This is a genomic window from Bacteroides sp. AN502(2024), from assembly GCF_041227145.1.
Taxonomy (GTDB): Bacteria; Bacteroidota; Bacteroidia; order Bacteroidales; family Bacteroidaceae; genus Bacteroides.
In genome coordinates, this window is sequence record NZ_JBGFSP010000003.1 from 3103556 (window position 1) to 3128471 (window position 24916).

General features: G+C 42.5%; 26 protein-coding genes and 1 tRNA gene. 11 read left to right on the forward strand and 16 right to left on the reverse strand.

Annotation, left to right across the window (positions count from 1 at the left end):
* Positions 1-23 precede the first annotated feature (23 nt).
* From pfkA to cmk, 3 genes are all read right to left on the reverse strand, one after another.
* Positions 24-1004 carry a 6-phosphofructokinase gene (gene pfkA, locus AB9N12_RS12000; protein WP_369892286.1) on the reverse strand — a complete coding sequence of 327 codons (981 nt, stop codon included), beginning with the start codon at positions 1002-1004 and terminating at the stop codon, positions 24-26.
* Between the two features lie 200 nt (positions 1005-1204).
* A complete protein-coding gene (locus AB9N12_RS12005; RefSeq protein ID WP_369892287.1) occupies positions 1205-2074 on the reverse strand; it encodes a 4-hydroxy-3-methylbut-2-enyl diphosphate reductase in 870 nt (289 codons plus the stop codon).
* Between the two features lie 8 nt (positions 2075-2082).
* Entirely contained in the window at positions 2083-2769 is a 687-nt protein-coding gene (gene cmk / locus AB9N12_RS12010; RefSeq protein ID WP_369892288.1) for a (d)CMP kinase, read from the reverse strand.
* Between the two features lie 217 nt (positions 2770-2986).
* Here cmk and AB9N12_RS12015 point away from each other — a divergent pair, with 217 nt between their 5' ends.
* From AB9N12_RS12015 to AB9N12_RS12055, 9 genes are all read left to right on the forward strand, one after another.
* A complete protein-coding gene (locus AB9N12_RS12015) occupies positions 2987-3670 on the forward strand; it encodes an energy transducer TonB (RefSeq protein WP_369892289.1) in 684 nt (227 codons plus the stop codon).
* A 68-nt stretch (positions 3671-3738) separates the two neighbouring features.
* A complete protein-coding gene (locus AB9N12_RS12020) occupies positions 3739-4713 on the forward strand; it encodes a polyprenyl synthetase family protein (RefSeq protein WP_369892290.1) in 975 nt (324 codons plus the stop codon).
* A 15-nt stretch (positions 4714-4728) separates the two neighbouring features.
* Entirely contained in the window at positions 4729-5445 is a 717-nt protein-coding gene (locus AB9N12_RS12025; RefSeq protein ID WP_369892291.1) for a hypothetical protein, read from the forward strand.
* Complete coding sequence (locus tag AB9N12_RS12030; RefSeq protein WP_369892292.1) at positions 5439-6215, forward strand: TatD family hydrolase; 777 nt, start codon at positions 5439-5441, stop codon at positions 6213-6215. Before AB9N12_RS12025 ends, AB9N12_RS12030 begins: the two co-directional genes overlap by 7 nt.
* Positions 6216-6335: 120 nt before the next feature.
* Positions 6336-6423 (forward strand) — tRNA-Ser (locus tag AB9N12_RS12035).
* Between the two features lie 71 nt (positions 6424-6494).
* On the forward strand, positions 6495-7298 hold the full coding sequence (locus AB9N12_RS12040) for a MotA/TolQ/ExbB proton channel family protein (RefSeq protein WP_369892293.1): 804 nt from the start codon (positions 6495-6497) through the stop codon (positions 7296-7298).
* Between the two features lie 6 nt (positions 7299-7304).
* A complete protein-coding gene (locus AB9N12_RS12045; protein ID WP_369892294.1) occupies positions 7305-7790 on the forward strand; it encodes a hypothetical protein in 486 nt (161 codons plus the stop codon).
* A 35-nt stretch (positions 7791-7825) separates the two neighbouring features.
* Entirely contained in the window at positions 7826-8419 is a 594-nt protein-coding gene (locus AB9N12_RS12050) for an ExbD/TolR family protein (protein WP_369892295.1), read from the forward strand.
* Positions 8420-8422: 3 nt separating this feature from the next.
* On the forward strand, positions 8423-8896 hold the full coding sequence (locus AB9N12_RS12055; RefSeq protein ID WP_369892296.1) for an ExbD/TolR family protein: 474 nt from the start codon (positions 8423-8425) through the stop codon (positions 8894-8896).
* A 445-nt stretch (positions 8897-9341) separates the two neighbouring features.
* Here the strand turns inward: AB9N12_RS12055 and AB9N12_RS12060 are convergent, their stop codons facing one another.
* Together AB9N12_RS12060 and AB9N12_RS12065 are read right to left on the reverse strand one after the other, a co-directional pair.
* Complete coding sequence (locus AB9N12_RS12060) at positions 9342-9878, reverse strand: GNAT family N-acetyltransferase (RefSeq protein ID WP_369892297.1); 537 nt, start codon at positions 9876-9878, stop codon at positions 9342-9344.
* A gap of 43 nt (positions 9879-9921) precedes the next feature.
* Positions 9922-11199 (reverse strand): IgA Peptidase M64, encoded by a 1278-nt coding sequence (locus AB9N12_RS12065; RefSeq protein ID WP_369892298.1) that lies wholly within the window; start codon positions 11197-11199, stop codon positions 9922-9924.
* 153 nt (positions 11200-11352) lie between these two features.
* Between AB9N12_RS12065 and AB9N12_RS12070 the strand changes: the two genes are divergently transcribed.
* Positions 11353-11832 (forward strand): Lrp/AsnC family transcriptional regulator, encoded by a 480-nt coding sequence (locus tag AB9N12_RS12070; RefSeq protein ID WP_369892299.1) that lies wholly within the window; start codon positions 11353-11355, stop codon positions 11830-11832.
* A 3-nt stretch (positions 11833-11835) separates the two neighbouring features.
* Here AB9N12_RS12070 and AB9N12_RS12075 read toward each other — a convergent pair whose 3' ends face one another.
* The 6 genes from AB9N12_RS12075 to AB9N12_RS12100 all read right to left on the reverse strand — a co-directional run bounded on the left by AB9N12_RS12075 (position 11836) and on the right by AB9N12_RS12100 (position 16197).
* A complete protein-coding gene (locus tag AB9N12_RS12075) occupies positions 11836-12330 on the reverse strand; it encodes a dihydrofolate reductase (RefSeq protein WP_369892300.1) in 495 nt (164 codons plus the stop codon).
* 4 nt (positions 12331-12334) lie between these two features.
* Complete coding sequence (locus AB9N12_RS12080) at positions 12335-13129, reverse strand: thymidylate synthase (protein ID WP_369892301.1); 795 nt, start codon at positions 13127-13129, stop codon at positions 12335-12337.
* Between the two features lie 40 nt (positions 13130-13169).
* Positions 13170-14441 (reverse strand): cardiolipin synthase, encoded by a 1272-nt coding sequence (gene cls / locus AB9N12_RS12085; protein ID WP_369892302.1) that lies wholly within the window; start codon positions 14439-14441, stop codon positions 13170-13172.
* A 121-nt stretch (positions 14442-14562) separates the two neighbouring features.
* Positions 14563-14892, reverse strand: a complete 330-nt coding sequence (locus AB9N12_RS12090; RefSeq protein ID WP_369892303.1) for a DUF5056 domain-containing protein — start codon at positions 14890-14892, stop codon at positions 14563-14565.
* Positions 14873-15424 (reverse strand): RNA polymerase sigma factor, encoded by a 552-nt coding sequence (locus tag AB9N12_RS12095; RefSeq protein ID WP_369892304.1) that lies wholly within the window; start codon positions 15422-15424, stop codon positions 14873-14875. Before AB9N12_RS12095 ends, AB9N12_RS12090 begins: the two co-directional genes overlap by 20 nt.
* Positions 15421-16197, reverse strand: a complete 777-nt coding sequence (locus AB9N12_RS12100; RefSeq protein ID WP_369892305.1) for a DUF6249 domain-containing protein — start codon at positions 16195-16197, stop codon at positions 15421-15423. The genes AB9N12_RS12095 and AB9N12_RS12100 overlap by 4 nt, the downstream gene beginning before the upstream one ends.
* A gap of 113 nt (positions 16198-16310) precedes the next feature.
* Between AB9N12_RS12100 and AB9N12_RS12105 the strand changes: the two genes are divergently transcribed.
* Positions 16311-17774, forward strand: coding sequence for an rRNA cytosine-C5-methyltransferase (locus AB9N12_RS12105; protein ID WP_369892306.1), 1464 nt, complete (start codon positions 16311-16313; stop codon positions 17772-17774).
* On the opposite strand, the gene AB9N12_RS12110 is transcribed toward AB9N12_RS12105, so the two are convergent.
* The 5 genes from AB9N12_RS12110 to AB9N12_RS12130 form a co-directional block, all read right to left on the reverse strand.
* Positions 17771-18598 (reverse strand): hypothetical protein, encoded by an 828-nt coding sequence (locus AB9N12_RS12110; RefSeq protein WP_369892307.1) that lies wholly within the window; start codon positions 18596-18598, stop codon positions 17771-17773. The genes AB9N12_RS12105 and AB9N12_RS12110 overlap by 4 nt on opposite strands.
* Positions 18599-18842: 244 nt before the next feature.
* On the reverse strand, positions 18843-20027 hold the full coding sequence (locus AB9N12_RS12115; RefSeq protein ID WP_369892308.1) for a TolC family protein: 1185 nt from the start codon (positions 20025-20027) through the stop codon (positions 18843-18845).
* Between the two features lie 10 nt (positions 20028-20037).
* Positions 20038-23142, reverse strand: a complete 3105-nt coding sequence (locus tag AB9N12_RS12120; RefSeq protein WP_369892309.1) for an efflux RND transporter permease subunit — start codon at positions 23140-23142, stop codon at positions 20038-20040.
* A 77-nt stretch (positions 23143-23219) separates the two neighbouring features.
* Complete coding sequence (locus tag AB9N12_RS12125) at positions 23220-24419, reverse strand: efflux RND transporter periplasmic adaptor subunit (protein WP_369892310.1); 1200 nt, start codon at positions 24417-24419, stop codon at positions 23220-23222.
* A gap of 88 nt (positions 24420-24507) precedes the next feature.
* On the reverse strand, positions 24508-24912 hold the full coding sequence (locus AB9N12_RS12130) for a DUF6769 family protein (RefSeq protein WP_369892311.1): 405 nt from the start codon (positions 24910-24912) through the stop codon (positions 24508-24510).
* Between the last annotated feature and the right edge of the window lie 4 nt (positions 24913-24916).

Sequence of the window (24916 nt, forward strand, 5' to 3'; positions counted from 1 at the left end):
ATTTACTGAATATCCCTAATAAATTAAATTGAAAGTTCTTTCAATACATTGACAAGATCTTTTTTGATCGGTTTGTCATTCTTAATTGCCTTACTGAACGGTACGTAAACGATTTCATCGTGTTCAATTCCAATCATAACGTTACGTTGGTCTTCCATAATAGCATCGATAGCAGCAGCGCCGAGGCGGCTTGCTAGGATACGGTCGTGGGCAGTGGGGCTACCACCACGTTGTAGGTGACCTAAAATTGTCACACGCACATCATACTGCGGATATTCGTTTTTTACACGCTCGGCATAATGCATAGCTCCTCCTGTCAGTTCGCTTTCGGCTACCAATACAATACTACTGTTTTTGGATTTACGGAATCCGTTTTTAATAAACTCTTCCAATTGATCGACTTCCGTACTGAACTCCGGAATAATGGCTGCTTCCGCTCCCGAAGCGATGGCTCCGTTCAGTGCGAGAAAACCAGCATCGCGTCCCATAACTTCAACAAAGAACAAGCGTTCGTGCGAAGTGGCTGTGTCACGAATCTTGTCTACGGCATCCAATATGGTATTTAATGCAGTATCATATCCGATGGTTGTATCTGTACCATAAAGGTCGTTGTCGATGGTTCCCGGCAGTCCGATACATGGAACATCAAATTCCTGCGCAAAGATGCGTGCACCTGTTAGTGAGCCGTCTCCGCCGATGATAACCAAGGCATCAATACCTTCTTTTTTCATGTTGTCATAAGCGATTTGACGACCTTCGGGAGTCGTGAATTCTTTACAGCGGGCTGTTTTTAAGATGGTACCACCCAACTGGATGATATTACTCACATTCTGACTCTTGAATTCTTTGATTTCACCTGTAACCAGACCTTTATAGCCTCTGTATATACCTTTGACTTGCAATCCATTGTAGATAGCTGCACGTGTCACTGCACGTATAGCTGCGTTCATTCCCGGAGCATCACCTCCGGAGGTCAAAATTCCGATACACTTAACTGTTCCCATATAACAATCTCTCATTAATTAGTTTGACGCGGCAAATGTACAATAAAAAGTTGAAAGCAGTGGTTAGGAAGTTTTTTTTCGTATGAAGAAAACATTAAAAATGTTCAAATAACCTCTTCTTCCTTTCTTTTTATTCATTCGTGTTACTTTGCCGTTTTTTCTTATGTTGCTTTGCTATTATTCTTTTATGAATAAAGCTATTATTCTTTAATAAGCGTCCGGATGTGATTGTAAATCTTCTCCATTAACCATTTCGGAGTAGAAGTCGCTCCACATATACCAATCGATTTTACGTTTTGAAGAAGAGAAGGATCGATTTCTTTCTCGTTATCTATCAAATGTGAATTAGCGTTCACCTTCAGACATTCTTCAAACAACATCTTTCCGTTCGAACTCTTTTTACCGCTGACAAAGAAAATCAGATCGTGTGTAGCCGCAAATTCCCGGAGCTTAGGCATTCGGTTGGCAACCTGGCGGCAAATAGTATCATAATATTCGAAAGTTGCCTTCGGTGAAATATGTTGTTTGAAGTATGCTACGATTTCCTGAAACTCATCCAATGACTTGGTGGTTTGTGAGAAAAGGCGGATACTTTTGTTTAAATCCAGTTTTTTGGCTTCTTCTGCCTTTTCGATCACAATTGCTTTTCCGTCTGTCTGTCCCACCAGTCCCAGCACTTCAGCATGACCGCTCTTTCCGTAGATGACAATTTGTTTTTTTTCGTCACTGTCTGCCAGATAGCTTTGTTTGATACGTTTCTGTAAACGTAATACAACCGGACAGGTCGCGTCGATGATCTCTATATTATTTTCACGGGCAATCATATAAGTTTCCGGTGGCTCTCCATGCGCTCGGAGCAACACTTTAGCATCCTTCAGTTGCTTGAATTCTTCTCGGTTGATTGTGATTAACCCCATCGTTTTCAGCCTGTCCACTTCCCGGCTATTGTGCACGATGTCTCCGAGGCAATAGAGTGTTTCACCTTTTGCCAACTCTTCTTCTGCCTTATGAATGGCTGTCACTACACCGAAGCAGAAGCCGGAACCTTCGTCTATCTCTACCTTAATCATAAAACAAACTATTTACTTACCTTATTAAATTGCTCGAAAAGCCATTTCTTTTGCTCTTCAATTGATAAGTCGGTATTGTCCAAGAGTAGAGCATCTTCAGCTTTGCGCAGCGGACTTACTTCCCGGTTTTGGTCGATATAATCCCGTTGTTTTACGTTTTCTAAAATTTCGCAGAAACTGACTTCCTGTCCTTTTGCTTTCAGCTCGTCATAACGGCGTTGAGCACGGATTTCCGGAGTGGCGGTTACAAATATTTTCAATTCCGCATCCGGGAAAACGGTGGTCCCGATATCTCGACCATCCATCACAATTCCCTTTTCTTTTCCCATAGCCTGTTGCTGCGCTACCATTTCTTCACGTACGAAGTCAAGCGTACTGATAGGACTTACTTTGGAAGAAACCTCCATTGAACGGATTTTATTCTCCACATTCACCCCGTTTAGATAGGTCTCAGGACGTCCGGTGTCCTTGCTCAGTCGGAAAGAGATACGAATATTCTTGATTTCTTTTTTTAGTTTCTCCGCATCAATCATCTCTCCGTTGAAAATCCCGTTTTCTATACTATATAAGGTGACCGCACGATACATGGCTCCGCTGTCAATGTAAATGTAACCCACTTCGCGAGCAAGATCTTTGGCCATTGTACTTTTTCCACAAGAGGAAAAACCATCGATTGCAATTGTAATCTTTTTCATATTCAGTTCATCTGATTTGTTCGCCAAAGATACGCTAATTTTGAAAATCAACCATAGGTTTGCAGTTAAAAGGGGCAAGACAACTACAAAAGAATTAAAAAAGTTAAAAAGCCGGATAAAAAGAGATAAAGAGGGAACTGAATCTATGAAAATGTACTATATTTGCCCGAAGACATACGAAGACACTTTTTTATTTAATCATTATATTAATAAATTTATGGAAGTTAAAAAATCACCTAAAGCAGACTTGGAAGGCAAGAAGTCTACATGGCTGCTCGTTGGTTACGTGGTAGTTCTAGCTTTCATGTTCGTGGCGTTCGAATGGACCCAGCGTGACGTGAAAATAGATACAAGCCAGGTCGTAGCTGATGTTGTGTTTGAAGAGGAAATCATTCCTATTACTGAAACCCCGGAACAGGCAACACCACCACCACCTGAGGCTCCAAAGGTAGCAGAGCTACTGGAGATTGTGGATGATAAGGCTGAAATCGAAGAAGCAACAACTATTATTAATGAAGATAATCAAGCTCCAGTAGAGGTTAAGTACGTGCCTGTACAGGTTGTTGAAGAAGAACCGGAAGAACAGACAATTTTCGAGGTTGTAGAAAATATGCCGGATTTCCCGGGTGGACAAGCCGCTTTGATGCAGTATCTGGCAAAAAATATTAAATATCCGACTATCGCACAGGAAAACGGGACTCAAGGACGTGTTATCGTACAGTTCGTTGTTAACAAAGACGGTAGTATTGTAGATGCGAAGGTTGTACGTAGCGTTGATCCATATTTGGATAAGGAAGCCCTCCGTGTAATTAATACCATGCCAAAGTGGAAGCCTGGCATGCAGCGCGGAAAACCGGTACGTGTTAAATTTACGGTTCCTGTGATGTTCAGATTGCAGTAATTTGTAATACTATAAATGGGGAGGCTGCTTTCGGCAGCCTCTTTTTATTCATTCATTTTTTATTTATCATGTTTACAGCTTCTCAATTACTCGATAAGATAAATAACCATATCTCCGAAATCCTGTTCACCCGGTCACCGAAAGGACTTTATGAACCGGTTGAATATATTCTTTCTCTGGGTGGGAAGCGGATACGCCCTGTATTGATGTTGATGGGATATAACTTGTATAGGGAGGATATTGCGTCTATATATGATCCTGCCACAGCAATCGAAGTTTATCACAATCACACCTTGTTGCATGATGATTTGATGGATCGTTCGGATGTACGCAGAGGAAAGCCTACTGTGCACAAAGTTTGGAACGATAATACAGCCGTACTCTCGGGAGATGCTATGTTGATTCTGGCATTTCGTTATATGATGGGATGTCCGCAGGAACATCTGAAAGAAGTGATGGATTTATTCAGTTTGACTGCACTTGAGATCTGTGAAGGACAGCAACTGGATATGGAATTTGAATCTCGCTGTGATGTTACAGAAGACGAATACATTGAAATGATTCGTTTGAAAACAGCAGTGTTGCTTGCTGCCAGTCTTAAAATCGGTGCAATTTTAGCAGGAGCGACTGCTGAAGATGCAGAGAATCTTTATAATTTTGGAATGCATATCGGAGTCGCATTTCAGTTGCAGGATGATTTGTTAGACGTATACGGTGATCCGAAAGTGTTCGGTAAGAAAATAGGGGGAGATATCCTCTGCAATAAAAAGACATATATGCTTATCAAAGCACTGGATCGTGCGGATGAAAAGCAGCATACAGCATTGAATTGTTGGTTGGGTGCAGAAGCTTTTCAGCCTTCTGAAAAAATTGAGGCGGTGACTGAAATCTATAATCAGTTGAACATCCGCAACATCTGTGAAAGCAAAATGCGTGAATATTATACGCTCGCTATGGAGAGCCTGGCAGCGGTAGCTGTTGCAGAAGACAGAAAAAGAGAGTTGAAGAATCTGGTGAAGTTGTTAATGTATCGTGAAATGTAGTTATGTATCGGAGACATGCCTTATAGACGATTACCAAATACAGATCAAGCAAGAGTTCGGGCACTGAAAGCGGCTGTCGAAAAGGGAGAGATGTATAATGTGCGTGACTTGGCTATTACGTTGAAAACATTATTTGAAGCACGTAACTTCTTGCACCGGTTCGAGGCGGCGCAAATTTATTATACACAGTGCTACGATAATCAGTCACGTGCCAGCCATAGACATCAGATGAATGTGAAAACTGCCCGGTTGTATATCTCTCATTTTATTCAGGTATTCAATTTAGCAGTGCTTCGTGATGAAATCAAAGTGGAACACAAACAATTATATGGCTTGCCTGTTTCAAATACCGTACCGGACCTGGTGAGTGAATCCTCATTGGTTGAGTGGGGGAAGAAAATAATCGAAGGCGAGCAGCTAAGGACTACTCAAGGTGGCATACCTATTTATAATCCGACCATTGCACGCGTAAAAGTGTATTATGATATCTTTCTGGACAGCTATGAACGGCAGAAGAATTATCAGGCATTAACTAATCGCAGTCTTGATGAATTGGCTTCCATGCGTGACCGTGCTGATGAACTGATTTTGGATATCTGGAACCAAGTCGAAGCTAAATATCAGGATGTTACTCCTAATGATATCCGATTAGAAAAATGTCGAGACTACGGACTAATATATTATTATCGTTCCAGCGAGAAAATAAAAGAAGAAAAAGAAATATCATGTTGATAGATACTCATTCTCATCTTTTTAGTGAAGAATTTACCGAAGACCTGCCGCAGGTGATGGAGCGTGCGCGGGAAGCAGGAGTTTCCCATATTTTTATGCCCAATATAGACAGTACGACCCTGGACGCTATGTTGGCGGTTTGTAAGGATTATCCCGGATTTTGCTATCCGATGATTGGGCTGCACCCGACTTCTGTCAATGAATCGTATGAACAAGAATTGGCGATTGTCGACAAATACTTGTCAACTTCCCAAGAATTTGTGGCTATTGGAGAAATCGGTCTTGATCTTTATTGGGATAAAACTTTTCTGAAAGAGCAATTATTGGTTTTTGAAAAGCAAATAGAGTGGGCACTGGAATATGATCTTCCCATTGTCGTACATTCAAGAGAAGCGTTTGAATATATATATAAGGTAATGGAACCCTATAAAAAAACGTCGTTAGCCGGCATTTTCCATAGTTTTACCGGGACATCGGAAGAAGCGGCGAAACTATTGGAGTTCGAAGGATTTGTATTAGGTATCAATGGAGTGGTTACTTTTAAGAAGTCGACTTTACCGGAGACGTTGACGAGTGTTCCTTTGGAGCGCATCGTGCTTGAAACGGATTCCCCTTATCTGGCTCCCGTGCCAAATCGGGGAAAGAGAAATGAGAGTGCCAATGTGAGAGACGTACTCATAAAGGTGGCTGACATTTATCAGATGGATCCGGAGTATGTGGCGCAGGTCACATCTGCAAATGCGCTAAAAGTGTTTGGAATCCGCAAATAAGGTTCGAAAGGTTTTAAATTATATTAATTTGCAGTGTTTATTCAAGATAAAAGAGGGAGAATGCTTCAAGAAAAGAAAAAAAAGAATACATTTGTAGCTGAAAACGCCTAAAACTTGTAGGGAGAGGTGCTCGAGTGGTTGAAGAGGCACGCCTGGAAAGCGTGTATACGCCAAAAGTGTATCCGGGGTTCGAATCCCCGTCTCTCCGCAAATAGAAAAGAGAAATGAGAAGTAAATACAATAATAATCAATTAATTAATCTTAAAAATTAGACACACAATGAAAAAGTTATTTGCAATTGTTGCTGTGATTGGGGTCTTCACTTTTGGCTCAATTCAATTTGCTCAGGCTCAAGATGCTCCTGCAGCAGAACAAACTGAACAACAAGCTGCTCCTGCCGCTGAAGCTACTACTGCTCCTGCTGCTCCTGCCGCAGAAGAAGGTGGTATTCACAAGGAACTCAAAGTTAAATTCATCGAAGGTACTGCATCTTTCATGAGTTTGGTAGCTATCGCTTTGGTGATCGGTTTGGCTTTCTGCATCGAACGTATCATTTATTTGAGCTTGGCTGAAATCAACACAAAGAAATTCATGGCATCTATCGAGGCTGCTTTGGAAAAAGGTGATGTTGAAGCCGCTAAAGACATCGCTCGTAACACCAGAGGCCCGGTTGCTTCCATCTATTATCAAGGTCTGATGAGAATTGATCAGGGTATTGATGTAGTTGAGAAGTCAGTTGTATCTTACGGTGGTGTACAGGCAGGTTACCTTGAAAAAGGATGTTCTTGGATCACACTGTTTATCGCAATGGCTCCGTCACTCGGATTCTTGGGTACTGTAATCGGTATGGTGCAGGCATTTGATAAGATCCAACAGGTAGGTGATATCTCTCCGACGGTTGTTGCAGGTGGTATGAAAGTTGCCTTGATTACAACTATCTTCGGTTTGATCGTTGCCTTGATTCTTCAAGTATTCTACAACTATGTACTTTCTAAAATTGAGGCTCTTACAAGTGAAATGGAAGATTCTTCTATCTCTTTGCTTGACATGGTAATCAAATATAATTTGAAATATAAAAAATAATCAGAAATGAGTAAGTTAACATATAGAATATCGTATTACGCATTGTATGCGATGTTTGCTATTATTCTGATCGTTATTGGCTTGTTCTTCTTAGGAGGAAATGCCACGGGCGATGCCTTGGTTCCGGGAGTAGATCCCGAAATGTGGCAACCGGCTCAAACAGACGCCTTACTCTATTTGATGTACGTTTTGTTTGGCTTAGCCATTGCAGCCACTCTCATTGGTGCTGTACTTCAATTTGGGGCAGCTTTGAAGGATAACCCGGCAAACGCTATCAAATCTTTACTTGGTTTGGTTCTTTTAGTTGTTGTTCTTATTGTAGCTTGGGCAATGGGTGATAGTACACCGTTGCAGATTCCTGGCTATAGTGGTACGGACAATGTTCCTTTCTGGCTGAAACTGACAGATATGTTCCTTTATTCTATTTACATATTGTTGTTTGTGACAGTTGTTGCAATCATTGGTAGTGGTATAAAGAAAAAATTATCGTAATCAATTGAGGATACTCGATTAAATAAGTTATTAAAATGGCAAAAGGAAAAAGAAAAGTTCCTGATATTAATTCAAGTTCTACGGCAGACATCGCTTTCTTGTTGCTGATCTTCTTCTTGATTACGACATCAATGGATACGGATCGTGGTTTGGCAAGACTTTTGCCTCCACCTCCCGAAGATGAGCAGAATGAGAATACCGATAAAATTAAAGAGCGTAACATCTTGCAGGTTTATTTGAATAAGGATGATGCTTTGATGTGCGGAAATGATTATATCGGTGTTGATCAGTTGAGGCAGAAAGCCAAAGACTTTATTGCTAATGTCAATAATGCTGAGAATATGCCGGAAAAGACACAAAAAAATGTCGAATTCTTTGGTACTGTTCTGGCTAATGACAAGCATGTAATTTCTTTGCAGAATGACCGTGGATCTTCTTATCAGGCATATATAAGTGTGCAGAATGAATTGGTTGCTGCATACAATGAATTGAGAGATGAACTGGCTCAAGAAAAGTTTGGGGTTGCTTATGCAGAACTGAATGATGCACAGCAGAAAGCTGTTCGTGAAGTTTATCCGCAACGAATCTCTGAGGCAGAACCTAAAAAATACGGAGAAAAAAAGAAGTAAGTAATGGGAAAATTTAATAAAACTGGTAAACGTGAAATGCCGGCATTGAATACTTCTTCGTTGCCTGACCTTATCTTTACCTTGTTGTTCTTCTTTATGATTGTAACAACAATGCGTGAGGTAACATTAAAGGTGCAGTTTACACTTCCGCAAGGTACTGAACTCGAAAAACTGGAGAAGAAATCGCTGGTAACATTCATCTATATAGGAGAACCTACACAGGAATATCGCGCGAAAATGGGTACTGAAAGTCGTATTCAGCTGAATGACAGCTATGCTGAAGTTAGTGAAGTACAAGACTTTATTTTTCAGGAACGTGCAAGTATGAATGAAGGTGATGCAGCTAAAATGACTGTGTCTCTGAAAGTAGATCAAAAGACAAAGATGGGTATTGTTACTGATGTAAAAAATGCTCTTAGAAAATCTTATGCTTTGAAGATTAACTATTCATCTACTAAACGTGGTGAAAAAAAGTAATTAGTTAATTTGATATATAAAAAGAAAGGGTGTCCAATCAGTTTGGATACCCTTTCTTTTTATGTATCCGTCCGAAAAAAGCAACTGTAAACGGACAACAAGGCATTGCCGCAGGTTTGGGAGAAGCAGGAAACGCTTTCTTTAGCGTGTCTTCAAACGAAAAGGAGCTAAAAACGGCGTATCTAACGTATTCCGGAAGTGATTGGACCCATTGTTTGCCGATGATTGCTACTTTTCGATTTGTTTGATGGAAAAGACAACGTTTCTTGTTATTTCCAACGATGAATGTGGCAATAAACAGGCAACAATGGGTTGCCGCAAGTCGGAGGGAAGCCGAAGACCGTGTTTCTTGTCCCTATCACGGCTGTTTCTTCCCATATTCCGTTGTTTCTTCTGCCACTATGCCATACCGGGCCTACCGTATGGATGATTTTCGAACCGATGCTTACATTTTTATTCCGTATACTTCCGTATGAATCTTATTTTTGATTGCTTCAAAATCCTTTTCACAATCCAATTCCCCTTGTACCATTAAATACATGGGCAGGAAATCGTCTTCGGGCTTGTAAGGGGGTTGGCAATACTCTTTTTCCCACAGCGTAAAGCCTTGGCGTTGATAAAAGCTGATACGTCGTTTGGCCATCTCCTCTACCGGGCGTTCCACTTCCAATACAATCGGGCGTTTTAAATAACTGCACAAGTATTCCAGCGTACGTTTTCCATATCCTCTATTTCGCAGGACAGGATTGGTTGCAAAGTGTTCTACATAGCAGAAACTGTCAAAATCCCAATAGGTAATGAAGCCGACCGGCAGGTCATCATCCAAGATGATGTTATTATAGAAGTTGCCCGTACGATCTGTGTATTTGCGCAGTTGTTCCAACTGGCGGTACTCTTCCGGTGGAAATGAATCAATTAGAAGCTCTTCCATGAATCGGTATGCTTGCTGATCCGAAGTACTGATTGGATGAAGTCTGATCATGAGGTTTGGGTTTTAAGTTTGACAATCCTATCATTGTATTCCATTAAGGAATGTAAAATTCAATCATTCGACGGATGGCACGTTGACAGACCGGACAAAATTCCGGATATTGGTTTGTTTTCATGCGGCAGTCGTAAGCCGGACGATACATACCTTTGGCAGAGTATCCGCCTCCTTCATATACTCCTACCGGATATTTCTTTTTTTCGGCAACAGGGGTAGGGACCGGAGTTCCCGACGGAAGCATATCTTCCCATTTGGAAGCGAAGTTTACCCGTGTTGAAATATTCTGTTCCCACGGTTCGACATCCAGCGGATAAGTATCTGTCATCACATCATCTTCATAGAAATATTCATCGGCCAATCCACCGAAACTATGTCCGAATTCGTGCACTACCACCGGTTTGAACATCGGGTGATGCGTTGTGGTCAGCGTATATGAATTGTATATCCCTCCTCCACCATATACATCTGTGTTAGCCAGGATAATGATATGTTCGTAAGGGATGCCTGCCAATGCATTGTGGACAGATTTGATCCGACTGGTAGTCAGATAGCGGTCCGAATAAAAGGTATCGAAATGCGAACTGACTGCCGTTTGTTTCCACTGGTTTTCACGGGGAACACTGACACCGCTGTCCGTAGAAGGGCTTGCTACGGCAACAATATTAAATTTACCCTTCATGGAATGAAACGGTTCATACGAAAATAAGCTTTCACAGGTGCGTTGTGCATCCTGATAGAAAATATCCATCTCTTTCTCCGTGTATCCTTCTGCAAGGATGGCAACGTCTATGCAGTCTGTTTCATTACCACTTCGATGCATGTATCGATGTGGAGTGACATGTGATACTCCCCGTTTATGAATCAATATATCATCCGGACTCACGATATGCTTGTAGGCAGCTATTCTTTTTTTTCGCGGAGAATATAAAGTGACTTCTATCTCCACGGGCTGTTTAGGATAAGGAAGAAGGAACGTGTTCTCAAATCCTTTGGCCGTTTCTTTGGCTTCGTCTGTAGATAGCCATTCTTGAAACAAAGAAGAGAATGATGTTTTGTAGATGCACTGTTTGTTGGCAAGGTCTTTCACTATAATTTGTCCGTTGCCTTCCAGAGGAAGTTCCGAAAGATGATGGCGACGTCCTGCCCAGGTAGGAAGCTGTGACAGCTCATCCAGATAAATAGCCTGTTGTGCAGCATTCCCGGTAAAGATATAATCCACTCGCAATGTTTTGTCCTGAAAATAATCAGCAAAATTCTGTGCATAACTTCCTATAGAAGTGCAGAAACACAGAATGATACAGCAAATATGTTTCATATAAACGGTATATTTATGTTTTCTTGCAAAGGTACAAACTATTGCAGACTTATCCGCTTTCTGCAAATAAAAGTGATAGATTATAGTATTTGTTATTGAAAAATCGCTAACTTTGCATAGAAGATTCATTGATAAAAACAATTTGATTCAAAAATGGGACATCATCAATTAGATGCTTTAGATGAGCAAATTCTGAAACTGATTGCAGGGAATGCGCGTATTCCTTTTTTGGAAGTAGCAAGAGCATGTAATGTTTCTGGTGCTGCGATCCATCAGCGTATTCAGAAGCTTACTAATTTGGGTATATTAAAAGGTTCGGAGTATGTCATCGACTCCGAGAAAATCGGATACGAGACTTGCGCTTATATTGGTATATATCTGAAAGATCCCGAATCCTTTGATTCGGTAACAAGAGCTTTAGAAGCTATCCCCGAAGTGGTGGAATGTCATTTTACTACCGGAAAATACGATATGTTTATCAAAATTTACGCAAAGAATAATCATCATTTATTGAGTATTATCCACGATAAGCTGCAACCATTGGGGTTGGCACGTACCGAAACATTAATCTCCTTCCATGAAGCCATTAAGCGGCAGATGCCGATCATAGTCGACATAGAAGATGAAGATTAATCGTTATTTTCTTACATAATCAACAAAAGCATAGGAGTAGAGATGTTTCTCATCCGCAGGATGAGCTTCTCTGCTTTTTTCTTGCCACACCTCCGATGATACTTCAGGAAAATAAGCGTCGGCTTCGGGGGCTATGCTGTCTATCTCTGTCAGGCAAAGTTCGTCCGCGAAGGAAAGGGCCTGTTGATAAATACTTGCTCCTCCTATGATATAAATATGTTCCTCCTCTTTGCAACTTTGCAAAGCTGCTTCGAGTGAAGGGAAAACTTCAGCACCGGGACATTCTGTAGCCGGGCTGGAAGATAAAACGATGTTTCTGCGATTGGGTAATGCGCCTTTGGGTAATGATTCGAAAGTTTTGCGTCCCATCAATATGGTGTTTCCGGTAGTTAGCGCTTTGAAACGTTTCAAATCATTAGGTAGCCAGAAAAGAAGTTTGTTCTCGAAGCCTATAGCCATACGGCGGTCTACGGCAGCAATGATAGATATTTTACTCATGAAGTTACACGGCTACTGTTCCGGCAATATGCGGATGCGGGTTATAGTTCACTAATTCAAAGTCCTCAAATTTGAAGTCGAAGATGTTTTTTACATCCGGATTGATCTTCATTTGTGGCAATGGACGAGGTTCTCGTGATAATTGGAGTTGCACTTGTTCCAGATGGTTCAGGTAGATATGTGCATCACCGAGAGTATGGACGAAATCTCCGGCTTTCAATCCCGTCACTTGTGCCATCATTTGCAGCAATAATGCGTATGAAGCAATATTGAAAGGAACACCGAGGAAAATATCAGCGCTGCGTTGATATAGTTGCAGGCTTAACCGTCCGTTTGCTACATAAAACTGAAAGAAGGCGTGGCAGGGGGGCAAATTCATCTGATTCAGGTCTGCTACGTTCCAAGCGCTTACAATGATACGGCGTGAATCTGGATGATGTTTGATTGTTTCTACCACTTCACTGATCTGGTCGATAAATCCACCGTTATAGTCAGGCCATGAACGCCATTGATAGCCATAAATATGTCCTAAGTCACCGTTTTCATCCGCCCATTCGTTCCAGATACGCACTCCATGTTCCTGAAGATATTTCACATTAGTATCTCCCTGTAGAAACCAGAGCAATTCGTATATGATGGATTTCAGATGTAGTTTCTTGGTTGTCAGGCATGGGAAGCCGTCATCCAGATTAAAACGCATTTGATGGCCGAAAATGCTGATAGTGCCGGTACCGGTACGGTCACTTTTTTCTGTACCTTCGGTGAGTACACGATTGAGTAAATCCAGATATTGTTTCATAATGAATAATGAGTTGTGGTGAAAAAATCTTCGCACAAAATTACAAAAATGGAGTGAATAAATTAGCAAACCAGCCGATGAACTTCTTCCACGGAGAACGCTTTTTCCAGAATTCAGGTGTCAGTTGAGTGCAATGCTCGATATCGTTTCGGAACATGGTATTTAATTCATCCGTTATTTTTGTATCAAAGATAAAAGCATTTGTCTCATAGTCATACCGCAGGCTGCGGCTGTTCAGGTTGGCAGTGCCGACAGTACAGAACAAATCATCCACCATCATTATTTTAGAGTGATGAAATCCGCCGTTGTACATGTAGACGGTAGCCCCTCTTTTCATCAGCTTGTGTAATTTATAGAGTGCGGCATCCGGAGTAAACGGGATATCGGAGGCGGAAGAAACCATGATTGTGACATCTACACCTCGGTCGATTGTTCGGTTTAACGCCTTTTTGATTGAAGAAGTCGGTACAAAATAAGGATTGACGATATGAACGTTTTTTTGTGCCGAATAAATGCTCATGGCATAAGTATGACTCAACATGCGACTATTCTTTTTCGGGGTACGGTCTACGATTGCTACCATCATATCCGCGCTGTCCGTTTGTGCTTCGCATGGGGGAAAATAAGCTTCTCCACCTATATTTTGTTTGGTTTCCTTGTTCCAGATCGTTAGAAATATCTCTTGCAGAGCATTGACTGCATCTCCTTCGATGCGCATGTGCATATCACGCCAGGTTCCGATTTTAGGTAGTCCGTTAATGTAGTAGTCAGCGATGTTCATTCCACCGGTATAGGCCACTTTTCCATCGATGACAACTATTTTCCGGTGGTCGCGGTGGGCGGCATGATTGATATAAGGGAATGTGAACGGATCGAACTTGACAATCTCGATTCCTTGTTCACGTATTTTTTTGAGATGTTTCTTTTTGAGCGGTTTGCTGTTCGACCAGTTTCCGAATGCATCGAACATGGCCCGTACTTCAACCCCTTCCTTCACTTTTTCGGCCAACAGGTCAAATAAAGCATTGGCGATGGAGTCATTTCGGAAGTTGAAATATTCCAGATGGATGTGGTGTTTAGCTTCCCGGATAGCTTCGAACAAATCGATAAATTTCTCCCGTCCGCTTTTTAGCAGTTTTACCTTATTATTATCAGATATGGGAATTCCTGATTTTTGTAAATAACGTAGCACAAGGGAATCGCTGGTTAATCCGATTGAGTCTCTGGAATGTATTATCAGACTATCGATGATATCTGCCTGAACATTCAATATAGGCAGGAACAATAATAAAATAAATATACGTAGTTTCAAAACTCTTTTCACTCCTTTAGTTTACAGAGGAACAAAGATACGATATCTAAGTTTGAGCTTCTTTGCCAGTCAGGGGATATTTATCATTCTTTAACGAAACAATTCCTTTTTCAGGAGTTAATTATGCCATTGAAGCAATCTTGCGTGTGACCATGAATAATAGTACAACGGCTGCAATCATAACTGATTTCGGATCAAGGTTAGCAATGTCATGGTTAATCATACCGATAAGAACTTCCCTTATGGTTTCCCAAGCTGCTTCCAAGCCGCCTAACCATATAAAGAGTGCGGCCGTTACAGTCATTATGAAAGCGCTCCAAATACGAGCCGGATGATTGCTACGACCGGGTAAGCCGTGCATGACACGACGACTGAATCCGTTATCTGCTATTTCCTGCTTGTTTTCTGCGAAGAAATCGTGTAAGAGCTTATCATTGTCTATTTCTGTCATAACCGTTTTGTTTTAAATACGCTGCTAATTTTTCTTTCCCGCGTGACAGGTGGCTTTTCACTGTTCCAGACGGTACTCCTACAATCCCTGCAATTTTGTCGATACTAATATCCTCTATATAGAACAATGTGATGCAGGTTCTTTCCACATCTTTAAGCATTTTGAGTGATTGGTAGACATCCATTTTTTGTCCGATGTTCTCCTGTTCGGTGCTGTTGATAGCGTCTATTTCTCTTGTATCCAAGTCGGCTGTCTCTTTTCGACTGCGAATATAATCATAAAAAACATTATAGGCAATACGATACAGCCACGTAGAGAAACTTGACAAGTTCCGGAAAGAGGCAATGTTCATATATGCTTTTATAAATGTATCTTGTGCAAGGTCGTCACTCAATTCGCTGTCGCCGCAAGTCAGGTTCAGGAAGAATCGCCGGATGGGCGATTGGTACTCCTTCACCAACAGGTCGAAGGCTCTGGTGTTCTTGAATACCACGACTTGTGCGACTAACGATATATCATTGAGTTGGCTCATTTATTCTCGTCGTTCTTTTCTTCGTTTACTTCTTTGGCCTTCTCTTCAGATTCGGAAGGAATGATTGCGAAACTATCGTTTCCAACGTTATTCGGGTTCTTTTTTTCATCCTTATTGTCCGTATACATCCGGGTAGCATTTGTATCTTGAGCCTGTTGTTTACTACCGATAATCCATTGTCCGATACCCATGAATGTAACGAGTAAACCGACAGCCCCAATTCCGAATGCGCCGGTGATTGCCCAAAGGAAGATGAAAAGACCGATACCTGTAAAGGTGTTCTTGATGCCTTGCGAACACGAATCGACCGTTTTGGTTTCGCGGATAAACTCTGCCGGAAGCGGTTGGCCGGCAGCAAGTGCCTGTTCGGCAAGGCGATAACGTGCTTTTCGGTTTTTATAACGGAAGAAGAAGATTACAAATAGAATGAATACCGGAAATCCGAATACGGCAACGATTGCTATGATTACTACCAGAATGCTACCAGCGCCGACATTATTGAATGGGAAATCACTGTCGTCCGATTCGAATGTGAAGCTGGCTTTACCATGAGTGTTGCTTACATTACTTGAGTTTGCATCTATCTCTGCAGAATCAGTATCTGCTGTATCTACACCAATCACTGTGACAGCAGTATGGTTCGTATCTGCTTTATTGTCCTTGGTCACAGTAACTTTTACTTTCCCGACAGAATCCCTGACAATGGTAGTTTGGGCGACTGCTAGTGTGCAAGTGGTCAGTACAACCATCAATGCTAATAGAAAATTCTTCATATCAATAGCCTTTTAATTTATTTATTTCTTTGCCAGTTAGACGTAGTTAATATCATAGAAAGTTGCAAAGAGACGAAATATTTTTGATATTTGCGGAAATTAATAAACGAAAAATGGAATTACCTGCTTCTTTTATAGACTACACCTGCGCTCTATTGGGCGATGAAGAATACGACAAACTGGCCGTTGCCCTCCAGCAGGAACCACCGGTTAGCATCCGGTTGAATCAATTGAAAATCAATCATTCGTTATCGGATAAGGTCCCTTGGTCTTCTGAAGGATTCTATTTGGAGGAGCGTCTCACTTTTACGTTCGATCCTTTATTTCATGCAGGCTGCTATTATGTTCAGGAAGCTTCTTCCATGTTTGTGGAGCAGGTACTCCGGCAATATGTCACCGGACCGGTGAAGATGTTGGATCTTTGTGCGGCTCCCGGTGGAAAATCGACTCATGCCCGTAGTGTACTTCCCGAAGGGAGCCTATTGGTAGCCAATGAGGTAATTCGGAATCGTTCGCAGATCCTTGCTGAAAATCTGACGAAGTGGGGACATCCGGATGTGGTAGTGACCAATAATGATCCGGCAGACTTTTCGGCTTTACCCTCTTTCTTTGATGTGGTTCTTGCAGATGTTCCCTGCTCCGGTGAAGGTATGTTCCGTAAAGATCCGGTAGCTGTGGAAGAGTGGAGTCCCGAGAATGTGGAAATCTGTTGGCAGCGTCAGCGGCGGATTATTGCGAATATTTGGGATACGCTGAAGCCAGAAGGCATTCTTATATATAGTACGTGTACATTTAATACGAAAGAGGATGAGGAGAATGCACGTTGGATTCAACAAGAGTATGGGGGCGAACCGTTAACTGTCCAGGTGCAGGAGGACTGGAATATAACAGGAAATCTTTTGTCGGATAAAAGGGATCATTCCAAGTCTTCTATTCCCGTCTATCATTTTTTCCCTCATAAGACGAAAGGTGAAGGTTTTTTTCTGGTGGCTTTTCGTAAGCCAAAGACAGAAGAAGAGATCCCGGGATCCTCTTCCGCGAAAGAGAAAGCTTTCAAGAAGAAAGATAAGAAAGGGGCAGCAACATCTTCTCCTGTATCGAAAGAACATCTGAATATGGCCAAAAGCTGGTTGAATGATGAAAATTTGGACAAGTATATTTTATTGGCGGAAGGAACAAATATCCGGGCTTTTTCACAGTACTATATTAGTGAGTTGACGATGATGAAACAAAGCCTGAAAATCGTGTCGGCAGGGATTGAGATAGGCGAAGTGAAAGGAAAGGATTTGATCCCTGGTCATGCGTTGGCGATGTGTACCTCGCTTTTGTGTCGGGAAGCATTTGTCACGGAAGAAATAAATTATGAACAGGCTATCACTTATTTACGGAAAGAGGCCATTGCCTTATCGGCAACAGCCCCTCGTGGGTATGTTTTGCTTACTTATCGGCATATTCCTCTCGGATTTGTGAAGAATATCGGTAATCGTGCCAATAATCTTTATCCGCAAGAATGGCGCATCCGTAGTGGATACTTGCCGGAAAATATACGCATCTTATCAGAAGACGTTACTGATTAAGGCAGTATTCCCGCAGGTATTTCCTGTTGGGAAAGGGTAAAAGCGAGTTGTCTGCCTGTGCCTGCTTCGCCTCCCGTAAATTCTTCCAGCGTGTAGGAAGGAGGAGGTGCAGGTGAGGTCCGTGTTTCTCCAATGGGTGGAGTGTTCCAGTTCAGATTTAGGCTTTTGTCTAACCGGTGAAATAAGTACGAATTTCCCCATATAATGAATTTACGATCGGAAACAGGTGTTGCCATATCTTCCGAAAAAGTGAGGGTTAGTGTCATTTTTTCATCGTCTCCTTCTTCTTTTTCCAGTTTGTAACTTCCTTGGGTTATTAATTCAAGTCCGGATGAAAAGGCGGTCTGTTCTCCCTGTTTGAAAAAATAAGCATCACGTGCGTGGTTGTTAATCAGAAAAATGTCGGAAATGCCGGATAGAAGATTCGCGTCTCCGTTGGGTAAGTTGGACAAGTAGCTGCGGAGCAACTTTATATTCTCGTAATTATCGACCACCTTGATTGGTAAAGTGCAACTCTCTTGTGTGGCGTTGTCCGTTACTGTCAGATAAGTCGTTCCGGTGAGGATACCGGTTACATAAATCATACGTCCGGCAGGTACTCCGCTCCAGCCAGTTTCGGTTCCGGCACTTGCGATGCGGGTGTCTTTCACTACAAGTGAGTAGTCACCATTTCCGCTTTCCAATCCGAGGTAACGTCTGCCACCCATAGGCACTTCGTATTCACTGTTGTAAAAACGTAGTGGATTGTCGTCATCATCTTTACAGCCACTTAGTAGCGTAAAGATGCAGCATAACATGAATAAATAGAAATGTTTAGATCTCATAATTCAGATTTTATATTCGTTACAAATATAACGTATTGTTTTGAAATATCCGGTAGGAATTTGAAGAAAAAGAGAGGAGGTATATTTAGGCACGGATTACACGGATTAACACTGTTGCTTTATAATAATGACAACACTAAAGACCGTGAAATCCGTGCCTGATTTATTATATAAACATGCTTATATCACTAAAAAAAAATAGTATGTTCAGCATAACCCATGCCTAAAGGTTTTTATATACTATTTATAGCCTGTTTTTGTAAATCCGTGCCATCGCCTTTTGGTACTGATTTTCCAGTTGCAGATAATTCTGGTGGCTTTGATAAATCACGGATACTTCGACAAAATACTCAATCATGCTGATTTGTCCGCCCGTCAGAGCCTGTTTCAGCAATGCCAAGTCTTGTTGTGATTGGAAAGTCTTGTTGTATTCTTCCATCGAAGTTTGTAATGCTTTAGCTTCCCGGTAAAGTTGTGCCAATTCAGATTCCACCTGCAGGGTAGCATTATCCTTTTGCAAGTCGATGTTGAGTGCCTGCGCTTTAGCGATTTTCACCTTATTCCGATTTTCGAAAAGCGGGAAGGAGAAGCCGACCACTACACCGTTGAAAGGCACACCCGTTTCCGTATTCCGACGGTAGCCGAGTTCCAGTTTCGGCAGCCACTGGGATTTATTGACAGCAATTTGTTTGCGGGCAACGAGACTCTCGTTACCAAGTGCCATTAGAGTGCGGTCTGTTGCCATGACTTCCGATTTCAACATTTGATAATCGCTTGGAAAAGGCACTGTTGGGTATTGGTCCTCCTCGAAAACCACCGGAATATTACCATTCAGCGTATTCAATTCTTGCTGTTTATTGCGGAGCGCTGTTTCGTTCAGAGATGCTTCTGTTTTAATATTCAGCAGTTCCAAATTGATTTTATTGGTTTCGAGGATATTTGCATCTCCAGTTTGGAGACGCTTGGCATACATTTTAGCCAGCTCTTCCGCATTCCGGAGACGTTCTTCCAAAATATGCTTTTGTTGACGGAGCATAATAATATCCAGACAGAGTTCTTTTGCCTGTAACAGTTTCTCCTGACGAAAAACATCCGCCTGACTGTCAAAAGCTCCTGCTTTCAGACGGTTCAACTTGTTACGTGTAGCGTATAAACTGGGGAAATCGAAGCTTTGTGAAACAACCAGTTCACCGATTGTTTCGTTTTTATCTTTCGCTCCCCATAGATGCGCGTAAGAAAGAGTAGGATCAGGCAAGTTATTATCCGTCTGGGTTTCCAGCTTCTGCGAAGTAATCAGTTGCTGGTTTGCCTGTAGCTCCCTATTGTTTATTTCGATATTTTTCAATACCCGGTCAATTCCGTTTTGGGCTTGCACCCCGCTTAAGGTTAAGAACAGAAGTGCAGTGCTTATGATCATGATTTGTTTCATTCTTTTTCCTTTATTTGTTACAAACTTTTTTGATTTTTTTCCGGTGCATCATCAGATAAACGATCGGGATTATGAAACCGTTCAAAAAAGTAGACGTTAATAATCCTCCTAAAATTACTTTAGCCATCGGACTCTGGATTTCGTTGCCGGGCAAATCACCGGCAATTGCTAATGGAATCAGTGCCAGTGCAGAAGACAATGCCGTCATTAGAATCGGATTCAGACGGTCAAGGGAGCCCTGAATCACACTGTCGTACACGTTCAAACCCTCTACCTGTTGCAAATGGTTGTAATGACTGATTAACAGCATACCGTTACGGGTCGCAATACCGAATAAAGAGATGAAACCAATGATAGCCGGAATGCTGATTTCTCCTGTTGTAATCACCAAGGCAAAGACACCACCGATTAGTGCCAGCGGAAGATTCAGCAAGATAACACCGGATTCTTTCACGCTGCGGAACTCATTATACAGCAACAGGAAAATGACTACAATACTGATAAACGAAGTCAGTGCCAACGTCCGGCTGGCAGCCTGCTCACTTTCAAACTGTCCACCATACTCGATGTGATAACCTTCGGGCAATTGAACCGATGTGTCGATACGTTCCTGAATATCATTTACGACACTGCGCAAATCACGGTCGGCCACATTGGCGGAAATGACAATTTTACGTTTTACATTTTCGCGATTGATCGTATTCGGACCCATGGCCGATACTACTTCCGCCACATAGTTCAATGGAACTTTGCGGCCATCGTTCGTATCTACCATCAGGTTACGGATTTTTTCTGTTTCATCTCGGGTATCATCCTTCACTTTTACGATCAGGTCAAAATTTTTACCCTGTTCATACACCTGTGAGACCACCTTCCCGGCCAAAGCCACATTCACAAATTCCGAAAATTCCGGCAGGGTAATACCGAACTTAGCCAGCATTTCCCGTTTAGGCTGTATTTTCAGCTGTGGACGTTCAATCTGTTGTTCCACGTTCAGGTCGGCAACACCGGGAATATCACTGATAGCTCCTTTGATTTGATTACCGAGTGAAAACATCTTATTCAGGTCATTTCCGAATAACTTGATAGCGATATTCGCTTTCGTTCCCGATAGCATTGCGTCGATACGGTGGCTGATCGGTTGTCCGATTTCTATGTTTGCTCCGGTGATCGTGCCTAATTTTTCACGTACATCAGCTACCAGTTCACTGCGCGATCGGTCTTTCAATTCGAACGGAGCCTCTATTTCAGAAACATTGATTCCCAGTGCATGTTCATCCAATTCGGCGCGTCCCGTTTTCCGGGCTACCGTTTGTATTTCGGGAATCGTCATCAATAATTCTTCGGCACGCTGTCCCATTTTATTGCTTTCTTCCAGCGAAATTCCCGGTAGAGAACTGATATTGATCGTGAACGATCCTTCATTGAACGAAGGGAGAAAACTACGTCCGAGTGTGAAAAACACTCCGAGCGCAACTACAAAAAGTCCGATTGTACTTCCGAGAGTCACACGTTTATGTGCCAGTACCCATGTCAATGCTTTTTCATAAATCCCTTTCACCCAGCGGGCAACGGGAGCTTCTTTCAGTTTCTTGTTCGTCTTGTTGCTTCCTAATAGATAAGAGCAGAGTACCGGAGTCAGTGTCAGGGCAACTATGGTAGACGCAAACAATGCCACGATAAAAGCAACACCTAGCGGAACCATCATTCTGCCTTCCATGCCGCTTAAGAAAAATAACGGAACAAAGCTGACCACGATAATCAATGTTGAATTAAGGATAGGCATGCGCACTTCTTTTGACGCATTGAATACCACTTCGAGCGTACTTAGTCTTTCTGCTTCCGCTTTCAAGCGATTCTCCCGCAGTCGTTTATATACATTTTCCACATCAACGATGGCATCGTCTACTAATGAACCGATAGCTATCGCCATACCTCCGAGGCTCATGGTATTGATAGTCAGCCCCATGTAGTGTAAGGTCAGGATCGAAACGAGCAGGGAAATAGGTAGTGTCACTAATGAAATCAGTGTAGTACGCACATTTACCAGGAACAGGAAAAGCACGATGACAACGAAAATACCTCCTTCAAAGAGTGATTTCTTTACATTACCGATGGAACTTTCGATAAAGCGGCTTTGACGGAATATGTCCGTTGAAACCTTTACGTCCGGTGGTAGATTTTTTTGGAGATCTTTCAGAGATGCTTCCAGTTTGTCCGTCAGCTCCAGTGTACTGGTAGCCGGTTGCTTGGTAATAGTCATCAGGACGGCAGATTTGCCACGTTCTGAAGCGGTTCCCAGCTTGGGAGCTTTCGGTCCGATGGTCACGTCTGCAATATCTTCCAGTGTAACAGGGAAGTTGTTCACCATTTTCACTACCGCTTTGCCAAGTTGCTCTGTTTTCGAAGTGGAAAGTACACCGCGTACAATGTATTCATTTCCAAATTCATAGAGTACGCCTCCGTTTGCGTTCAGGTTCATATCCTGTGTCACCGCCATCACTTCTTCCATCGAGATGCCGTAATGACGCATCCGTTCGGGATCTAGCTGTATCTGATATTCTTTGATATCTCCTCCGAGCACGGCTACTTGTGCCACTCCTCCGGTAGACAACAGGCGTGGACGAATGGTCCAGTCCGCAATCGTGCGAAGATCGAGCATAGAAGTGGAGTCGGCAGTCAAACCAACGATGAGCATTTCGCCCAAGATAGAAGATTGCGGGCCTAGAGTCGGTTTGCCGACATTGACCGGCAGTGATTCGCTGACCACCGCTAATTTCTCACTAACAATCTGGCGAGCGAGATAAATATCCGTTCCCCAATCAAATTCTACCCAGACAACGGAAAATCCGTTGGTAGAAGAAGAGCGGACACGACGCACCCCCGTGGCTCCGTTTACAGCAGTTTCAACAGGAAAGGTGACGAGCTGTTCGACTTCTTCCGCAGCCATACCGTTCGCTTCGGTCATGATGACTACTGTTGGTGCATTTAGGTCTGGGAATACGTCTACTTCCGTGTGCATGGCGGTATACGTTCCCGCAATAAGCAGGAGGATGGCCGCACAAACGACAACCAATCGGTTGTGCAGGGAGTAATATATAATTTTATTAAGCATGATGTTTCATTCATTGAGAGTTCTAAATAACTTGATAAATGTGCCGCATGGAGATCCGGTTGCAACGCCTAATCTCTTTAGTGTTCGTGGCTGTGTGCCGGGATTGCATTGCTTGCGCTTGCCAGTCGAACCTGATAGGCACCCTCGGTCACTACACGGTCGCCAGCCTTCACACCAGTCAGGATTTGAACACTTTTGCCGTTGTCGGCTCCTATCGTTACTTCTTGTTTTTTATAACCCTCTTCGTCCAGTTGCAGATAGATGAAGAAGATGCCTTGTTCCTCTGTCAGTGCAGTGCGCGGAAGAGAAATCACATTTTCCATCGTTGAAGAAAGCAGGAATACCTCCACAAATGAGCCGGGAATCACTTCCCCTTTGTTGTCGAATTCAAAAGTGACAGGCACATAAAAGGAATTGTCTCCGGCAGCTTTTCCGAAAGAGAGGAGTTTGCCATTTAATGCTTTCAACTCGTACATCCGGTTATTATAAGGAGTCTGGAAATTGGCGGAACTGATGGTGCGGAGATACGGGTAGTACTTTTCCGACACTTCGGCGCGGAGGAAAAGACGGCGGTTCTGTGTTACGCTTACCAGCGGTTGTCCGATTGTCACATAGTCCCCTTCTTTCACGAGAATACTTTTCACATATCCGGCAATAGGAGCCGTAATGCTTTGCCCGATATCCGAATGATTTTTAGAAAGAGCTTCGTAACTAAGACGGGCGTTTTCGTAACTTTGCTCTGCTTGTGCAAAATCTTTGTCGGATACGATTTGGGTTTTAACAAGTTCCTTCATACGTTCGTATTCCTTCTTGGATACTTCGTAGGCAATGCGGGCACGTTGCACCGGATCACCATCAGCGATGTTTTTTGAAGAAATGGTGACTAGAGGAGTACCGTTCCCAACGCTCATTCCTTCCGTTATTTTTCTACGGAAAGATACCACACCGGATACTGTAGCTACGGCAACCGATTCATCCCCTTGAGCAGCCAGCACCTGTCCGCTGGTTTTAATCACTTGTTGGAAAGGTGCAGGTTCGATGACGCTCACTTTTACACCGGATGCTTCAGCTTTCGCTTTCGGAAGAATGATTTCATCACTGTGAGCTTCGGCAGCATGATCGTGTTCATCTGTTGTCTCATGATGGTGTTCATCTGTTGTCTCATGATCGTGTTCATCAATTGCCTCATGGCTGTGTTCATCGTGTGTAATGGTACTGTTGTTACAGGATCCCAGCACGAATAGGCCTAGAATCCCAACGAAAATAATTTTTTTCATATTAATTTTTTCCTACTGAATTTTTCTGTTTTCTTTTTACGCTACAAAGATAAAGTCGCGCAGATGCAACTGATTTGCATTTACGCTTTTACGCAAAAACAGAGTAGGGAGGGGAACGAAGAGAAGTGGTACAATGGGTGTCCGTACCATGCAGAGAGTCTTGGTAGGCATAATAATTCTTGACCTGTTTCTCTTGCGGTCGTAATAGATGTTCGATGATTACATCCGTGAATAAGGTAGCTATGAATACGTAATCCGGTCTGCCATCCAAATGGATGGAGTGGGGGAGTAAAAAACGAGTCAAGCATTTGCTGCTGCAACATGAATCGTTTCCCGGGTGATGATGCGTGGGACATTGCTGTTCTACAGGCAAGTTCTGCTTCATGCAAATCGTTCCGTCGGAGTGATGATGATGGGGAATAACCGCTGCTATCAACATAATAATGTTGATAAATAACAACAAAATTACTATTATTCGTTTCTTCCCTTTCATCCTT

Coding starts and splice junctions, on each gene's coding strand:
- pfkA (WP_369892286.1), bottom strand. CDS start 1,004: ATGGGAACAGTTAAGTGTATCGGAATTTTGACCTCCGGAGGTGATGCT.
- AB9N12_RS12005 (WP_369892287.1), bottom strand. CDS start 2,074: ATGATTAAGGTAGAGATAGACGAAGGTTCCGGCTTCTGCTTCGGTGTA.
- cmk (WP_369892288.1), bottom strand. CDS start 2,769: ATGAAAAAGATTACAATTGCAATCGATGGTTTTTCCTCTTGTGGAAAA.
- AB9N12_RS12015 (WP_369892289.1), top strand. CDS start 2,987: ATGGAAGTTAAAAAATCACCTAAAGCAGACTTGGAAGGCAAGAAGTCT.
- AB9N12_RS12020 (WP_369892290.1), top strand. CDS start 3,739: ATGTTTACAGCTTCTCAATTACTCGATAAGATAAATAACCATATCTCC.
- AB9N12_RS12025 (WP_369892291.1), top strand. CDS start 4,729: ATGCCTTATAGACGATTACCAAATACAGATCAAGCAAGAGTTCGGGCA.
- AB9N12_RS12030 (WP_369892292.1), top strand. CDS start 5,439: ATGTTGATAGATACTCATTCTCATCTTTTTAGTGAAGAATTTACCGAA.
- AB9N12_RS12040 (WP_369892293.1), top strand. CDS start 6,495: ATGAAAAAGTTATTTGCAATTGTTGCTGTGATTGGGGTCTTCACTTTT.
- AB9N12_RS12045 (WP_369892294.1), top strand. CDS start 7,305: ATGAGTAAGTTAACATATAGAATATCGTATTACGCATTGTATGCGATG.
- AB9N12_RS12050 (WP_369892295.1), top strand. CDS start 7,826: ATGGCAAAAGGAAAAAGAAAAGTTCCTGATATTAATTCAAGTTCTACG.
- AB9N12_RS12055 (WP_369892296.1), top strand. CDS start 8,423: ATGGGAAAATTTAATAAAACTGGTAAACGTGAAATGCCGGCATTGAAT.
- AB9N12_RS12060 (WP_369892297.1), bottom strand. CDS start 9,878: ATGATCAGACTTCATCCAATCAGTACTTCGGATCAGCAAGCATACCGA.
- AB9N12_RS12065 (WP_369892298.1), bottom strand. CDS start 11,199: ATGAAACATATTTGCTGTATCATTCTGTGTTTCTGCACTTCTATAGGA.
- AB9N12_RS12070 (WP_369892299.1), top strand. CDS start 11,353: ATGGGACATCATCAATTAGATGCTTTAGATGAGCAAATTCTGAAACTG.
- AB9N12_RS12075 (WP_369892300.1), bottom strand. CDS start 12,330: ATGAGTAAAATATCTATCATTGCTGCCGTAGACCGCCGTATGGCTATA.
- AB9N12_RS12080 (WP_369892301.1), bottom strand. CDS start 13,129: ATGAAACAATATCTGGATTTACTCAATCGTGTACTCACCGAAGGTACA.
- AB9N12_RS12090 (WP_369892303.1), bottom strand. CDS start 14,892: ATGACAGAAATAGACAATGATAAGCTCTTACACGATTTCTTCGCAGAA.
- AB9N12_RS12095 (WP_369892304.1), bottom strand. CDS start 15,424: ATGAGCCAACTCAATGATATATCGTTAGTCGCACAAGTCGTGGTATTC.
- AB9N12_RS12100 (WP_369892305.1), bottom strand. CDS start 16,197: ATGAAGAATTTTCTATTAGCATTGATGGTTGTACTGACCACTTGCACA.
- AB9N12_RS12105 (WP_369892306.1), top strand. CDS start 16,311: ATGGAATTACCTGCTTCTTTTATAGACTACACCTGCGCTCTATTGGGC.
- AB9N12_RS12110 (WP_369892307.1), bottom strand. CDS start 18,598: ATGAGATCTAAACATTTCTATTTATTCATGTTATGCTGCATCTTTACG.
- AB9N12_RS12115 (WP_369892308.1), bottom strand. CDS start 20,027: ATGAAACAAATCATGATCATAAGCACTGCACTTCTGTTCTTAACCTTA.
- AB9N12_RS12120 (WP_369892309.1), bottom strand. CDS start 23,142: ATGCTTAATAAAATTATATATTACTCCCTGCACAACCGATTGGTTGTC.
- AB9N12_RS12125 (WP_369892310.1), bottom strand. CDS start 24,419: ATGAAAAAAATTATTTTCGTTGGGATTCTAGGCCTATTCGTGCTGGGA.
- AB9N12_RS12130 (WP_369892311.1), bottom strand. CDS start 24,912: ATGAAAGGGAAGAAACGAATAATAGTAATTTTGTTGTTATTTATCAAC.